We start from the raw sequence: 15,225 nt of genomic DNA, 5'->3' as shown, positions 1-15,225 counted from the left end.
TTTTTCTAAAGGCACCCGGCTCGGCTCAATACGCGCACTCAACACATAGACCCAGCGCGCGGCCCCGAACAGGCGCCCTTGTCACCCTTGCAAGTTCATGAAGCCGGTTCGCAGGCACGCTCCAGCATGGCGTGCAGCAACACGTTGGCGCCCGCCTCGATCCATTCGAGCGTGGCGTCCTCGATCTCGTTGTGACTGATGCCGTCGACGCACGGCACGAACACCATCGAAGTCGGCGCGACCTGCGACAGATAGCAGGCATCGTGGCCCGCACCCGACACCATGTCGCGATGCGGATAGCCGAAGCGCTGCGCGGCGGCGCGTACCGACTTCACGCAGGCGGCGTCGAAAGCGACCGGGGCGTAATAGAAAATCTGTTCGAGCGCGGTCTCGAGACCAATGCCGCTCGCGATCCGTTCGACGCCTTCGCGCAGCGCCGCGTCCATCTTCGCCAGCACCGCGTCGTCCGGATGACGGAAGTCCACGGTGAAGAACACGCGGCCCGGAATCACGTTGCGTGAGTTCGGGTACACCTGCATCATGCCGACCGTCGCGCAGCCAAACGGCGCGTTGTCGAGCCCGATGCGATTGACCAGATCGACCACCCGCGCCGCGCCGAGCAACGCGTCGCGACGGCGCGGCATGGGCGTGGGGCCCGCGTGCGCTTCCTGGCCGGTCAGCGTGATTTCGTACCAGCGCTGTCCTTGTGCGTCCGTCACGACGCCGATGGTCTTGTGTTCCGCTTCGAGAATCGGCCCCTGTTCGATATGCAGTTCGAACGCGGCATGCAAGGGCCGGCCGCCGCACGGCAGATCGCCCGCATAGCCGATACGCTCGAGTTCCTCGCCGATCGTCTTGCCGTCCACGTCCTTGCGCGACAGGCCGTACTCCAGAGAGAACACGCCCGCGAACACGCCTGAGGCCACCATCGCCGGGGCGAAGCGCGAGCCTTCCTCGTTGGTCCAGATCACCACTTCGACCGGATGCTCGGTCTCGATGTCATGATCGTTCAGACTCCGAATCACTTCGAGCCCGCCCAGCACGCCGTAGATGCCGTCGAAACGGCCGCCGGTGGGCTGCGAATCCGCATGCGAGCCGGTCATCACCGGCAGCGCGTTCGGGTTGCGCCCGGCCCGGCGCATGAAGACATTGCCCATCTGATCCACCGTGACCGTGCAGCCCGCCTCCTTCGCCCAGCTCACGATCAGGTCGCGCCCTTGCTTGTCGAGATCGGTCAGCGCCAGGCGGCAAACGCCGCCCTTAGGGGTTGCGCCGATCCTCGCCATCGTCATCAGGCTGTCCCACAGACGCTTGCCGTCGACCTTGATCGACGTATCGGGTTCAGCATGCTTTAACGCCTCGGATACCGCGTTCATTCGTCTCGCTCCTTTCGATCAATCCAGACGCCCTGCGCGCCCTAAAGAAACTGGTGCATCTCCGGCGGATTCTGGGGCGTTTTCGCACGGCTAAGGTGCACACCCTAAGCCGATTCACGCGCACTCGACAGAGGGCTAACCCTGGGGGGCCGGCCGCTCCTCCAATCCTGTCCAGTTGGACAGGTTGTAGCCGATTAACTCCGCCAAATCAATGCCTTTCGTACGCTGCGATACAGAGCGAGAAACGTGCCATTGCAGCGCAGCATGTCGCTTCAGCGCGATTCGATTGAGCGTGTCCGCAGCGGCGCAAACGACTAGAATGAAGCGCGACGCGGCATGCGCGCCGCGCGAGGCCAACAATGAGACACGACGAAGTGGCAGCCGACATTGCTGAAAACGACGAGACGCCCACGCCTTTGCGGCGGCGCAAGGCGCACATTCGCGAATCGAACGAGGCCCATCTGCTGGCCTGCGCGGAAGCCGTGTTCGCCGAGCGCGGTCTGGAAGGCACCAGCACGGCGATGATCGCCGAACGGGCCGGCTTGCCGAAAGCCAACCTGCATTACTACTTCCCTACGAAGCTCGCGCTGTATCGCCGGGTACTCGAAGACCTGTTCGAGGACTGGCATCGCGCGGCGGATACCTTCGAGGGCAGCGACGATCCGGTGGAAGCGATCAGCGGCTACGTGCGGGCGAAAATGGAATTGTCGCGACGGCGGCCGCTCGGCTCGAAGGTGTGGGCCAACGAGATCATCCACGGCGCGGAGCATATGCAGGACATCCTCACGCAGCGCGTGAAGCCCTGGCTCGACAGCCGCGTCACCGTCATCGACGACTGGATTGCGCGCGGTCTGCTCGCGCCCGTCAACGCGCAGACGCTCATGTACATGATCTGGGCGACCACGCAGCACTACGCGGATTTCGATGCGCAGATTCTCGCGCTGGGCGGCAAGCGTGCGCTGACGCAGAAGGCCTTCGATGCGTCGACTGAAGAAGTGGTGCAACTGGTAATACGCGCGTGCGGTGCGGTGTCGCCGGCGCGCGGTTGAACTGCGGGCCTTGACCCGCGTCGTTTCGATTCGTCTATCGGTACCCTCTTCGCGTTTTCCATCGCGCGAGTCACTCCAGGTGGTCCATGCACAATCCGGCAGCACCCGTAAGCGCCAATGCAGCAATGAACGCAACGACAAGCCAATTCGCCATGCTCGACGCCACCGTTACGCACGACGCCCTGCGGATCGAATACCAGTGGCTCAACGCCGCGCTAAACGCTGCGCCGCTCGCCGTGTTTCTGCACGAGGGGCTAGGCTCGATAGCCATGTGGCGCGAGTGGCCACAACAGCTCTGCGATCAGCTCGGCATGCGCGGCCTCGTTTATTCGCGGCCCGGTTATGGACGTTCGACGCCGCGGCCTCATGACGTTGTCTGGCCGGTCGATTATCTGGCCATTCAGGCGCGCGAGATTTTGCCGGCGCTACTGGACACGCTCGGCGTCGATGCCGTGCAACGCACGCGCATGTGGTTGATCGGCCACAGCGACGGCGGTTCGATCGCGCTGCACTATGCGGCCTTGTTTCCGGATCAACTGGCAGGCGCCGTCGTCGTCGCGCCGCATGTGTTTGTCGAAGACATCTCGTTGCAGGGGATCGCGCAGACCAGGACCGCTTACGAGGAAACCGAATTGCGCGAGCGGCTCAGCCGCTATCACGACGATGTCGATTCGGCGTTTTACGGCTGGAGCGATATCTGGTCAAGCCCTGCGTTCAGGACCTGGAACATGGTCGACGCACTGCGCGCGATTCGCTGCCCCTTGCTCGCCGTGCAGGGCCATGACGATCACTACGGCACCATGGCCCATCTCGACGCCATTGCCGGACAGGTGCCGCACGCGCAGCTTGCGAAGCTCGGTGCGTGCGGACACTCGCCGCATCGCGATGCCCCTGATGCGCTGAACGCGGCGATTACTTCGTTTGTCGCAGCGCGGCGCGCAACGAAGCGCGATTGAGGCGAACGAGCCTAAACACACCGTCTGGGCGGGAACCCCGGAGCGCATCGTCGGCCACCCACCGCATGCGCCCCGCCGGCTCAGATCACCGCCGAGAGTCCCAACGTCAGCACCAGCGCAGTCAACGAGATGATCGTCTCGCAGACCGTCCACGTTTTGAAGGTCTGCGGCACCGTCATACCGAAGTACTCCTTCACAAGCCAGAAGCCGCCGTCGTTCACATGCGAGAGAATCAGCGAACCGGCGCCTGTGGCAAGCACCAGCAATTCTGGACGGACCCCGCCTGTGCTCGCTGCGGCGGCCGCGATCGGAGCAATGATGCCCGCGGCGGTAGCCATCGCCACCGTGGCCGAACCCGTCGCCACACGAATGAGTGCCGCTACCAGCCAAGCCAGAATCAGGAGCGGCACGTGCGCGCCAGTCGCCACATCGACGATCGCCTTCGACGCGCCGCTATCGATCAGGATGCGCCCAAAGCCCGCGCCGGCTCCCACCACCAGCGTGATGCCGGCGGTCGGCGCCAGGCACTCGTTGGTAAACTTCAGGATCTGCTCGCGACCGAAACCGCGCGCCGTCCCGAACGTATAGAAACTCAGCAGCACCGCCAGCAGCAGCGCCATGTCCGGGTGGCCGATCAGATGCAGGACGTTGTTCGCAGTGGACTTGACCGGCACGATCAGGTCGGCCCAACTCCCCACCAGCATCAACAGGACGGGCAGCAGCACCGTCAGTAACGTGATGCCGAAGCCCGGCAGTTGCTGCTGCGCGCGTTTGGCGTCCTGCTCGATGAACTGCTGCGCCATCGGGTTCACCCCTTCGAGCACCACGAAGCGGCTAATCAGCTTCGAAAACAGCGGTCCGGCCAGCGCGGCGGTCGGAATGCCGACAATCAGCGCATAGAAAATCGTGTGGCCGATATCCGCGTTGTACGCGGTCACCGCCAGCAACGCAGCCGGGTGCGGTGGAATCAGGCCGTGCACCACCGACAGTCCCGCCACCATCGGAATGCCGACGCGGATCATCGACGTGCCGGTGCGTTGCGCCACGTTAAAGGCAATCGGAATCAGCAGCACGAAGCCGACTTCGAAGAACACCGGCAGGCCGACGAGGAAAGCGATGCACATCATCGCCCAATGAACGTTCTTCGGTCCGAACAGATCGATCAGCGTACGGGCAATCCGTTCCGCTCCGCCCGATTCGGCCATCATCTTGCCGAGCATCGTGCCCAGACCGACCACGATGGCGATGTGACCGAGGGTGCCGCCCACGCCGGTTTCGAACGACTTGAGAATCGAGGTCATCGGCATGCCGACCGCGAGTGCCAACGCCACCGACACCAGCATCAACGTGATGAACGGATTCATCTTGAAGCGCGCGATCAGCACGACGAGCGCAATGATCGCAATCAATGCGTAGACGAGTAAAAGACTGCCTTGAACGGTCGCCATCTGGGCTCCTGGGGAATAGAATCGGCCACGCGCAATACGCCACGTGCCGCGCGTGCGGCACGCGCCATCGCTACGATGGGCGCGCCGCGTGGACCTGCCACGACAGGCGCGCAACACGGGTTCGCTGGGTGGCTAGAACTTGTGGCGAATGCCGGCGACGGTGGAGAATTGCCCGTTGGTGCTGGACGGGTTCGAGATCCCTTCGATCCACGCTTTCGAGCCGGCGGCATTCTGATAGACGCCGTTCAGGTAGAGGTCGGTGGTCTTCGACAGGAAATACTCGCCGCCCACGGCGACCTGGTTGTAGTGCGCGTTCGCGGCGCTTGCCGCGCTGCTGTTCTGGCTCGTGTAGATATAGCCGAGCGAGAGCAGCGTGGCCGGCGTCAACTGGTAGCGCACGCTCGCTTCATAGTTGGCAAAGCGCAGGCTGCCGCCCGCAATCAGATTGAACTGCGAATTGGTGTACAGCAGCGCGAGCGTAGCCGGTCCGAATGCATAGGAGCCGCCGGCACCCCACACCTGATTGCGCGCAACGTTGCTGATGATCGACGAACTCGTGCCGTAGTAGTTGTCCGAAGGCGCCGCGCCGGCCGTATTGCTGGCCGGCTGATCGACCAGCGAATAGGCCGCATCGAGATGCAGCGGACCATTCACGTAATCCGCACCGGCACTCCATGCGCGGTTGTTGGCAAATTGCCCGGCGGTGTTCGAAAACGCGTACATCGCATTGGCGGTGAAGCCGGCCCAGGTGGGCGTGGTGTATTTGACGGCGTTGTCGGTGCGATAGGTGTTGTTGAGGTCGTCGTTATCGTAGACCGCGTTGGCATACTGGCTCAGCGCACCCACGCCGTTGATCTGCATATTCGACAGGTAGTCCTGCACGCTGTTGTACTGGCGCCCGAGTGTGATCGTACCGGCCCGGTCGTTGCTCAACCCCACCCATGCGCCGCGCCCGAACATCCGGCCACCCCCGCCCAGCGCGCCCGTTTCGAGATTGAAACTGTTTTCCAGCCTGAACAGCACCTTGTTGCCGCCGCCCAGATCTTCGCTGCCCAGCAAGCCCCAGCGTGAACCCTGCACGTTGCCTGGCGTCGCCTGATACGCCGACTGTCCCTTCTGGTTGTTGGTGTACGTAATGCCGGCGTCGACAATGCCATATAGCGTGACGCTGCTTTGCGCATGGGCAGCCGCGCCGGCCAGTCCGGTTGCGGCGACGGCGAGCGTCGCGCGAAGAATCTGCTTGTGCATCATGTGGTGGTTTCCTCAGGTCGAAAGAAAAGCAAACGCCGGTGGTTAGGGATTGTCCCGGCTATATCAGTAGTACTAAGCGTGCAAGGCAAAGCGACACCGGAACGAATCCGGTGTATCGGTCAAACACAGTCTTCGTGGAACGGCGTGTCAGTCGGGCCAGTTGCGACGGGTTGCCCCGCGGCGGGCGTCGCGCTGATGGAACGGCGTCACCCGCGGCTCGTGCGCTTGCTGCGCACGTTCGAGCTCGGCGACAAGGCGCGCCAGCACCACCTGCTCTTCGCCAGGATGCAGATTGCACGGGTCGACGAAAAAGAAATGCTGTTCGGCTTCGTGATCGCGCACGATCACCGGGGCCTCGCCCGCCGGCGGACGCGCCAGCGCATCGGCGAGATCCCAGGCGCTGGTGCGTGCCTCGCGCGGATCGATCTGCAGTTTCAGACGCTCGAGCGGATTGCCGGTCGGGTCGGCGTCGAGTTCGGCGCGCACCCCGGCGAAGCGCTTCAGCGCCTCACGCCAGAACGTCAGATAAGCGTGTTCGCGCGCGCGGACCGCCACGTGATCGCGCTGTTGCCATTGTTCGAGCGCGGCCATCGCCCCGACGATGCCCTCCTTGCCGACCTTCATGCCGCGGCCAATGCCGCCGTTCTGGAAGTAAGCGGCCCGCACCAGCGCTTTACGGCCGGCGACGATGCCGGCGGTCAACCCGCCGAGGAACTTGTGCGCGGAGTAAAGCGCGAGGTCCGCACCTGCCGCGATAAAGCGCTGCAGGTCATATTCGGACGCAGCATCGACGATCACCGGCACGCCCTTCGCGTGTGCCACGGCGACGAATTCTTCGAGCGGGATCATCCCGTACTGCACGGTGTGATGCGACACGACGTAGAGTGCCGCCGTGGTGTGCTCGCCGATGGCGCTCGCCAGTTGATAGCCGTGCGCTTCGGTAGCGGCGCCGACCGGCACGACCCGCGCACCGGCGAGGCGGATCGCCTGATCGATGGGTGCGCCATAATTGACGAGATGACCGGTCTGGATGACGACTTCATGACGCAGGCCGCTCGTATCCGGCAGACGCTCGATCAGGCCCAGGTCGTCGCCCGTCATGGTCGCGGCAATGCTCAAGGTGATGCCCGCCGAGCACGACGCGGTGATATAGCCCGCTTCGCTGCCGCACGCTCGCGCGATGACCGCAGAGGCCTTGCGTTGCAGATCGTCGATCTCGACGAACTGCGGCAAAACCTCCGCCACCGCTTCAATGACCGGAGCGTGGACACTGGAAGCGCCGAGACTCGTCATCGTGCCCGAGGCGTTGATGACAGGCCGTAAACCGTAGCGAGAGCGGATATCCATCGAGAAACGTCTCCAGGCGAGTATTTCTTAATTATGGAATATGTGTTGTAATTGAGGATTAGTCTAGCATACAATGTCCGTGCGTCAACTGGACAAAAACATCCGGCATCCAAGGAGCACAATGGCCCGTACGCCCCGATCCACCGCCGCTGAGGCCGCGGCGGCCTTATCCGCGACGCCCGCCGAGACGCCCGCGGCGCCGGCCTCCCAGGCGCCGCGCACCCGCACCAGCGCGATCGACCGCGCGGTGCAGATTCTCGACGCGCTGCAGGAAGCCAACCGGCCGGCCACGGCCTATGAAGTCGCGCGCATGGTAGGCGCCCCGCTCTCTACGGTCTATTCGATCATCAACGATCTGGTCGAAAAGAACCTGTTGGCCCGGCGTCTGGACGGCACCATCTGGCTCGGCTCGCGGCTCTATGGCTATGGGCTCACCTACGCCAGTTCGCTCGACTACCTCGCGGTGGCGAACGAGGAAATGCAGCGTCTGTCCGCCGAAGTCGAAGAGACGGTCCAGGTGTGCGGACTCGAAGAGGGCATGATGATCGTGCTCCAGATGGCCGAAGGGCCGGGGCATTTCCGTGTCACCTCGCGCGTGGGCAGCCGGGTGCCGCTCAACTGGACCGCGTCGGGGCGCCTGCTGGTCGGTCATCTTCCGGACGCCGAACGGATCGCCTTCTTCGCCGAGCATGCCCAGGCCTCGCCCACCGGCCGCGCCGAAACCCGTCCCAAGGTACTCGCGCAGATTGCGCGAGACGCGCTCGACGCGCGCCTGTCGATCCAGATCGGCGAGTCCGATGCGTCGGTAGCGTGCCTCGCCGCGCCTGTGCTCGATAACACCGGCACCTGCGTGTTTACGATTTCGATTGTGATGCCCGAGGCGAAAGCCGTGCTCGGCACCGAGCGCTATGCCCAGGCCGTGCAAGACGTCGCCGCCCGCATCGAAGCGCGGCTCGGCTGGCGGCATCGCGAGCAGGGCGCCACCGCCTGAAAGTCGTTTGAAATTTTTCAGCCCGATCTCACCCCATTCGATCCCAGATGAACTGTTATGAACGGCTGCATGCACGCGGCCTGAAGCTTCCTCAAGTGCCGACGCCGATCGGCAACTTCCGTCACTGCACACGTGAAGGCAATCTACTGTTCCTCTCGGGTCAGGGCCCCCTGAACGAAGCCGGTTCGCTGATGACCGGCAAGGTGGGCGCCACCGTCAGCACCGAAGAAGCGTATGGACACGCGCAACTGGTCGGGCTGAATCTGCTCGCGGTCCTGCACAATGAACTGGGCGACCTGCAACGCGTGAAGCGGGTCGTCAAGTTACTTGGGATGGTCAACGCTACACCGGAATTCACCGAACATCCGCATGTCATCAACGGTTGCTCGGATCTGTTCGTCGACGTGTTCGGCGAAGCAGGCCGGCACTCGCGCTCGGCTGTGGGCATGGGCTCGCTGCCGGGCAACATCACCGTCGAGATCGAGGCCATCGTCGCCATCTGCGATTGAGTTGCGCAACGCATTTGCGCCGCCAGGCGGCGCCCGTGAGCCGCGCCACTGAGCGAAGCGGGCATTCGCACGTCAAAAACGCACCTTTCACAAATCGCGCAAACCTGCACAATCGCAACTTCTTACCCAAGGTTCATAAATCTTACACAGGTAACTAGTTATGCTTCGGCGGTGATGAGCGAGGGACCCCACACCCTCGCCAGATTCCTTCCCATCGTCAAAGGCCTCCCATGTTCGCCAGGTCTGCGTGTAGCGTTGCGTTCAACGAAAACTCCGTAGGCAAACGTTTGGCGACGCGGCCAGGGGCGTGGTTACGCATGCTCTGGGCAAGCGTATTCGCAGCGTCCCTGGGCCTGTTTCTGAGCGCCTGCGGCAACGACGACACCAAGCCGCCCGCGACGCCCACGACCACCGCCGAACAGATCGACGCCGCCCCGCCCGCTCCCTGGGCCGTGCCGCAAACCGCTTCAACTCATACGGCGCAGGCCGCAGCCTTGCCCGCGCAAACCATCCAGACACCGCCGCCCGCTCCCGCACAGGTTGGCGCAGCCGCATCCGACAGTCTTGCAACACCCGTGATTCACACCGTTGATTGAGTTCGTCTGAGTCCCCGCGCCGGCTGTGCCTGTGCTTGAGTGCCGTCGCGCATATTCCTTCTCCTGAAGATCGAAGCCCAACATGACATCAAAAAATCGCCGTGATTTTCTACGCGCAGCCGCCTCGGCTGCCGGTTCCGCAACCGCGTTAGGCATGCTGCCGCTCGGCATCCGCAACGCGCTCGCGCTGCCTGCCAACAACGCAACCGGCACCATCCAGGACGTTGAGCACGTCATCATCCTGATGCAGGAAAACCGTTCGTTCGATCACTACTTCGGCACGCTGCGCGGCGTGCGCGGTTTCGGCGACACGCGCGCGGTCTCGCTGCCCACGGGCAATCCGGTGTGGTATCAGCCGCTTGCAGAAGGTATCGCCGCGGACGCCGCCTATGTGCTGCCGTTCCGTCCGAGCGCACCGAATCTGGGCCTGCAGTTCCTGCAGGATCTGGCGCACGACTGGAACAGCACGCACACCGCATGGAACGGCGGCCTCTACGACCAGTGGGTGCCGGCCAAGGGCACCACGACGATGGCGTACATGACGCGCGAAGACATTCCGTTCCACTACGCACTCGCCGACGCGTTCACGATCTGCGACGCGTACCACTGCTCGATCATGGGCCCGACCGATCCGAACCGCTACTACATGTGGACCGGCTGGGTGGGCAACGACGGCAACGGCGGTGGCCCGGTGATCGACAACTCCGAACTCGGCTACGGCTGGTCGACCTACCCGGAAGTGCTGCAAAGCGCGGGCATTTCGTGGAAGATCTATCAGGACATGGGCACCGGCCTGAACGCCAACGGCTCGTGGGGCTGGACCTCGAATCCGTATATCGGCAACTACGGCGACAACTCGCTGCTGTACTTCAACCAGTACCGCAACGCGCAACCGGGCAATCCGCTGTACGACAACGCACGCACGGGCACCAACGTGTCGAACGGCGGCACTTACTTCGATGTCCTGAAGCAGGACGTGACCAACAACACGCTGCCGCAGGTCTCGTGGATCGTCGCGCCAGAAGCCTATTCCGAGCACCCGAACTGGCCCGCCAACTACGGCGCGTGGTATGTCGATCAGGTGCTGCAGATCCTGACGTCGAACCCGGAGGTGTGGAGCAAGACGGTGCTGCTCGTCAACTACGACGAGAACGACGGCTTCTTCGATCACATGGCGCCGCCGTTTGCGCCGACCAGCAGCGCCAGCGGCCTGTCGACGGTCGCGCTCACCAACGAAAACTACACGGGCAATGGCCAGTACACGGCCGGCGAATATTCCAACGGCCCGTACGGCCTTGGACCGCGCGTGCCGATGATCGTGGTGTCGCCGTGGACGAAGGGCGGTTATGTGTGCTCGCAACTGTTCGACCACACGTCGGTGATCCGCTTCATCGAAAAGCGCTTCGGTCAAAGCCACAATCTCGCCGAATCGAACATCACGCCGTGGCGCCAGGCGATCTGCGGCGACCTGACGTCGGCCTTCAACTTCGTCAATCCGAACGACGCCACGCCGACGCTGCCGAGCACTTCCAGCTACGTGCCGCCGGACCAGTTGCGTCACCCGGACTATGTGCCGCTGCCGCCGCTCGTGCAGGCCGTGCCGAAACAGGAACCGGGCGTGCGCCCCGCGCGTGCCCTGCCCTACGAACTCTTCGTGCGCCTGCACGACGAGGCTTCGCAAGGCCAGCTGTCGATGCGCTTCCTCAACAGCGGGCAAGCCGGCGCCGTGTTCCTGGTCTATGCAACCAATAGCAGCGCTGCACCGCGCAGCTATACCGTCGAAGCCGGCAAGCGCATTGACGACAACTTCCCGGTCACCGCCAGCGGCACTTACGACTACACCGTGTTCGGCCCGAACGGCTATCTGCGCCGTTTCGCCGGCAAGCCGGCGGTCGCATCGAACTGGTGGAGCCATACGGAAGTGGCCCAACCGGAAGTGGCCGAAGGTTACGACGTCGCCAACGGCAACCTGCAGTTGCGTCTCCAGAACCTCGGCACGGCACGTTGCGAATTCACCATCAGCAATGCGTACGATCCGAGCATGAGCGTCAAGCGCACCGTCGTGGGCGGCAGCACGGAGGAGCTCTACCTCGATCTGCGCGCCGCCTACGGCTGGTACGACCTGACGATAACCGTCAACACGGACGCGACCTACGTGCGGCGTCTCGCCGGTCACGTGGAAACGGGACGCAGCAGCATGAGCGATCCGGCGCTGGGCAGCTAAGCCTCGCTCTGTAAAGACCGTCTCCCGGGCCGCGCGCTGTGCGCGGCCCGGGCGCCTTCACCTTCACTTCTCAAGCCGCCATCGAGGCGCAAGCCGCGGCGCGTTCACGCTGCTTCGCAAGAATCGCCTGCACGACGTGGCCCGCGTCGCGCGCAATCCCCGAGAACCGCCCCGAGCCCCATGTGTGCAACCAGGGCAAGCCGACGAAATACAGGCCCTCGACCGGCGTAATGCCGCGCGTGTGCGCCGGATAGCCTCGTCCATTGAACACGGGTGCGTCGATCCAGCTAAAGTCCGGCGTAAAGCCGATGCACCACACGATCGCCGCGATGCCGCTGTCGGCGAGTGCGAGCGTCGTGCGTTCATGCACGGGCTGCCAGACGGGGGCATAGACGTCGCCGGGCGGCGCGTCGATCGCGTTCTTGCTGATGAAGCCGTCGATGCTGGCATTGATGCGGTTATAGGTGTCGTCCGCATCGTCGAGATTGGCCGTGAGGTTCGGCGCAAAGTGCAGCACGCCGTCGCGCAGGTCTTCGAGCCGTCCGTACAGCTCCATGCCTTCGGCGGCGAACCGGCGCAGGTCGATATCGCGGCCACCGTCGCGACCGGTCACATAGTGATTGGTGTTGTCACGCACGCCTTCGCGCAGCGGATGTTTTTCCACCGGCATATCGTAGTACTGCATGTCCGCGAGCCAATCCACCACATCGCGCCCACGATAGAAACGCGCGCAGCGCGGCGCCTCGCCCACCGCCAGCACCACCTTGCGGCCGGCCAGATGCAGGTCTTCTGCGATCTGCGCGCCGGATTGTCCCGAACCCACCACCAGCACCGCGCCCTCGGGCAACGCCTGCGGATTGCGATACTCGGACGACTGCATCTGCACGATCTGTGCAGGCAGGCGTTCAGCCATGCGCGGCACGATGGGCGTGTGATAACCGCCTGAGGCCACGACCACCTGATCGGCGGTGAAATCGCCCTGGCTGGTCGTCACCGCATAGATGCCGTCATCGCGCCGTTTCACGCGGCTGACCTGGGTATGCTCCAGCACGGGCGCATCCACCATGGCGATGAAGCCGTCGAGGTAGGCGACGATTTCGTCCTTCTTCATGAAGCCATGCGGATCGTCGCCCGCATAGGGGTAGCCCGGCAGCCCGCATTGCCAGTTCGGCGTGACGAGACAGAAGGCGTCCCAGCGCTGCTTGCGCCAGGTATGCGTGAGCGTCTGCTTCTCGAGCACGAGGTGATCGACGCCGGCCTGTTTCAGGTAGTAACTGATCGACAGCCCCGCCTGCCCGCCGCCGACGACGAGCACGCTGTAGCGGCCGTCGCCGTGTCCTTGCTCGCCTGTCCCGCTGTTCACGGAGTGCGCTGTGTTCGACATGATGCGTCCTTGCAAGTGGAAGATCGGCCGGCCGTCGCGGCGATATCGCGCGGCTGGCCCGACGAAACGGTTAGGTCATGTGTGAACCCGTGTGTTGCATCCGGTTCAGACCAACTCGATGACTTTCACGGTGGCGCCCGCCTGCTCGCGAAAGCGCTCCGCGTCGCGCTCGATCTGCGCGAGCTGATCCATCGCGGCCGAGCAGGCAAAACCGTACTTCTGCCGCACGCGCTCCGAGGCGATGTTGAGCGCCTCGCGCGAGCGTTGGACAAAGTCGTCGAGCGGGTAAGCGTGACCCGGCGTAAAGAAATCGCTGACCACCTGCGACGGCGAATAGCAATTCGCTTCGTCGCCATCAGGCCATTGAATCCGAAAGTGCATGACAGGCATGGAGATTCCTTTCTGCTGATGGCTGGTGAACCGCAAGCGGCGTCTATGCGAGCTGAGCGCGCTCGCCAGTTCGAGCGTATGCACGACCCCGCCGCGCGGGTCGACCGAATGCGTGAGCAACGCGATCCGCAATGCATCCTTGTTCATCGCAGCACCTGCTCTGCGGGGACGATAAACGGTTCGCCGCCGAAGTCCCATAACACGGCCGCTTCCTCGCCGCGGTGCACGACCACTTCGCATGACGCATCCACCGTGCCGATCGCCGCGCAGGCGAGCGAACGCGACGCGAATAGCGCCTGCACGCGTTCGACGTGTTCCTCGCGCACTGCCAGCAGATAACCAAAGCTCGGAAATGCCGTGATCCAGTGCGCCAGCGGCACCTCGGCGGGCTTGGGGATGGTGTCGAGGTCGATTCGCGCGCCCACCTGCGAGCATTCGAGCAACATCAACGCCGTCCCGAGGGTGCCCGCCATGCTGATGTCCTTGGCGGCGTCGCACAGGCCGCTTTCCGCCAACTGCGGCAACAACTCCAGGTCGCCGCGCAGACGTTCAGCCGGCGCGCCGACCGACGCATTCCAGAACGGATAGGGTTCTTCGAAACGGCCGCGCAGATCGACCGCCATCAGCAGGCGATCGCCGGGTCGCGCGTTAAAGCTCGACAACAGCGCCTGGGCGCGTCCGAGGATCGATACCGCCAACTGCGCCCGATCGCTGCGTGCGTTGGTGTGTCCGCCGACAATCGGCACGCCGTACGCCACCGATGCCGCCGCCATCCCCGCCAGCACCTCATGCGCCGCGTCGACACCGTCGCTCCATAACGCATCCACCACGGCGAGCGGGCGGCCACCCATCGCGTAGATATCGCTGACGTTGACCATCACGCTGCTATAGCCCGCGAACCACGGCATCGCCTGCACGAAATCGCTCACCATGCCTTCGATGGCAAACAGCAGGTAGCCGTCGCCGTCCGCCAGCGCGGCGCAGTCGTCGCCTAACGCGACAGCCTGGCCGAGATCGCTCGCGCCACGAGGCATGCGCCGCGCCAGCGACGCCACCACCCCGGCAATATCCGTCTTGTGCCGGAAGCCACGACTCTCACGCAGGTCCGCGACCAGGTCCGCCACACTCATGATCCGCTCCGCGCCTGCGTGACGAAGCCGCTGCGCGGCGCCGTGCATGGTGGATAGTGTCCGAGCTGCGCCTGCATCAAATGATGCGAGCGGCCATGCACCATCTCCTGTTCGAGGGCGTCCCAATGCAGCGCTTGAAATAGCGGCACATTCTGGCTCTGCACATGCGCGAGAAACGTCTCGCAGCCAAGCGCATGCGCGCTCGTCACCGCGAGGCGGATCAGCGTCGCGCCAATCTTGCCGTGGCGCCGAAACGCGGCGTGCACCGCCAGCCGCGAGCCGTACCACACGCCCGGCGCTTCCTGATGGATGCGCACCGTGCCCACCACCTGCTCGGGGATGCCGGCAAGACAGCTCACCGCGACCAGTTGCTGCGCACGCTCGTCGATTTCGTCGCGGTCGTCGCCGACGAAAATGCCCTGCTCGATGCAGAACACCGCGCGCCGCAGCTTGTAGGCCTCCTCAGCTTCCCACGGCAGCGTGGTCCATTTGATGCGGTACTCGGTCGGCGTATATAACGCCGGTGTGACATCGAGCGCGTCCGATACCCCTGCGATCGCTTCGCCAAACATGA

General features: G+C 64.0%; 13 protein-coding genes and 1 pseudogene. 6 read left to right on the top strand and 8 right to left on the bottom strand.

The features are described from left to right. Positions 1–95: 95 nt before the first annotated feature. Positions 96–1,376 carry a Zn-dependent hydrolase gene (locus tag P3T42_RS05815; RefSeq protein WP_074300078.1) on the bottom strand — a complete coding sequence of 427 codons (1,281 nt, stop codon included), beginning with the start codon at positions 1,374–1,376 and terminating at the stop codon, positions 96–98. Positions 1,377–1,695: 319 nt separating this feature from the next. Between P3T42_RS05815 and P3T42_RS05810 the strand changes: the two are divergent. Then, positions 1,696–2,425, top strand: a pseudogene (locus tag P3T42_RS05810) (TetR/AcrR family transcriptional regulator). 86 nt (positions 2,426–2,511) lie between these two features. Beyond that, positions 2,512–3,381, top strand: coding sequence for an alpha/beta fold hydrolase (locus tag P3T42_RS05805; protein WP_429305413.1), 870 nt, complete (start codon positions 2,512–2,514; stop codon positions 3,379–3,381). An 80-nt stretch (positions 3,382–3,461) separates the two neighbouring features. Here the strand turns inward: P3T42_RS05805 and P3T42_RS05800 are convergent, their stop codons facing one another. The 3 genes from P3T42_RS05800 to P3T42_RS05790 form a co-directional block, all read right to left on the bottom strand. Beyond that, positions 3,462–4,829 (bottom strand): gluconate:H+ symporter, encoded by a 1,368-nt coding sequence (locus tag P3T42_RS05800; protein ID WP_074300081.1) that lies wholly within the window; start codon positions 4,827–4,829, stop codon positions 3,462–3,464. Between the two features lie 132 nt (positions 4,830–4,961). Next, on the bottom strand, positions 4,962–6,080 hold the full coding sequence (locus P3T42_RS05795) for a porin (RefSeq protein WP_429305412.1): 1,119 nt from the start codon (positions 6,078–6,080) through the stop codon (positions 4,962–4,964). Between the two features lie 147 nt (positions 6,081–6,227). Further along, a complete protein-coding gene (locus P3T42_RS05790) occupies positions 6,228–7,427 on the bottom strand; it encodes an aminotransferase class V-fold PLP-dependent enzyme (RefSeq protein WP_429305411.1) in 1,200 nt (399 codons plus the stop codon). Positions 7,428–7,548: 121 nt separating this feature from the next. Between P3T42_RS05790 and P3T42_RS05785 the strand changes: the two genes are divergently transcribed. From P3T42_RS05785 to P3T42_RS05770, 4 genes are all read left to right on the top strand, one after another. After that, positions 7,549–8,418 carry an IclR family transcriptional regulator gene (locus P3T42_RS05785; RefSeq protein ID WP_074300084.1) on the top strand — a complete coding sequence of 290 codons (870 nt, stop codon included), beginning with the start codon at positions 7,549–7,551 and terminating at the stop codon, positions 8,416–8,418. A 47-nt stretch (positions 8,419–8,465) separates the two neighbouring features. Beyond that, a complete protein-coding gene (locus P3T42_RS05780; protein ID WP_074300085.1) occupies positions 8,466–8,927 on the top strand; it encodes a RidA family protein in 462 nt (153 codons plus the stop codon). Positions 8,928–9,244: 317 nt separating this feature from the next. After that, entirely contained in the window at positions 9,245–9,523 is a 279-nt protein-coding gene (locus tag P3T42_RS05775) for a hypothetical protein (protein WP_074300086.1), read from the top strand. An 82-nt stretch (positions 9,524–9,605) separates the two neighbouring features. After that, positions 9,606–11,747, top strand: a complete 2,142-nt coding sequence (locus tag P3T42_RS05770) for a phosphocholine-specific phospholipase C (RefSeq protein ID WP_429305410.1) — start codon at positions 9,606–9,608, stop codon at positions 11,745–11,747. A gap of 70 nt (positions 11,748–11,817) precedes the next feature. Here P3T42_RS05770 and P3T42_RS05765 read toward each other — a convergent pair whose 3' ends face one another. The 4 genes from P3T42_RS05765 to P3T42_RS05750 all read right to left on the bottom strand — a co-directional run bounded on the left by P3T42_RS05765 (position 11,818) and on the right by P3T42_RS05750 (position 15,223). Next, the gene (locus P3T42_RS05765) at positions 11,818–13,131 is read right to left on the bottom strand and encodes an MSMEG_0569 family flavin-dependent oxidoreductase (RefSeq protein WP_429305409.1); all 1,314 of its coding nucleotides are present in this window, start codon (positions 13,129–13,131) and stop codon (positions 11,818–11,820) included. Positions 13,132–13,236: 105 nt separating this feature from the next. Continuing rightward, a complete protein-coding gene (locus P3T42_RS05760; RefSeq protein WP_074300089.1) occupies positions 13,237–13,521 on the bottom strand; it encodes an MSMEG_0570 family nitrogen starvation response protein in 285 nt (94 codons plus the stop codon). Positions 13,522–13,664: 143 nt separating this feature from the next. After that, complete coding sequence (locus tag P3T42_RS05755) at positions 13,665–14,651, bottom strand: sll0787 family AIR synthase-like protein (RefSeq protein WP_429305408.1); 987 nt, start codon at positions 14,649–14,651, stop codon at positions 13,665–13,667. After that, complete coding sequence (locus P3T42_RS05750; RefSeq protein ID WP_074300091.1) at positions 14,648–15,223, bottom strand: MSMEG_0567/Sll0786 family nitrogen starvation N-acetyltransferase; 576 nt, start codon at positions 15,221–15,223, stop codon at positions 14,648–14,650. The genes P3T42_RS05755 and P3T42_RS05750 overlap by 4 nt, the downstream gene beginning before the upstream one ends. Between the last annotated feature and the right edge of the window lie 2 nt (positions 15,224–15,225).

It is taken from the genome of Paraburkholderia sp. GAS38 (assembly GCF_050434965.1).
GTDB classification, from domain to species: domain Bacteria; phylum Pseudomonadota; class Gammaproteobacteria; order Burkholderiales; family Burkholderiaceae; genus Paraburkholderia; species Paraburkholderia phenazinium_A.
This window is presented reverse-complemented; position numbering and strand designations above follow the sequence as displayed.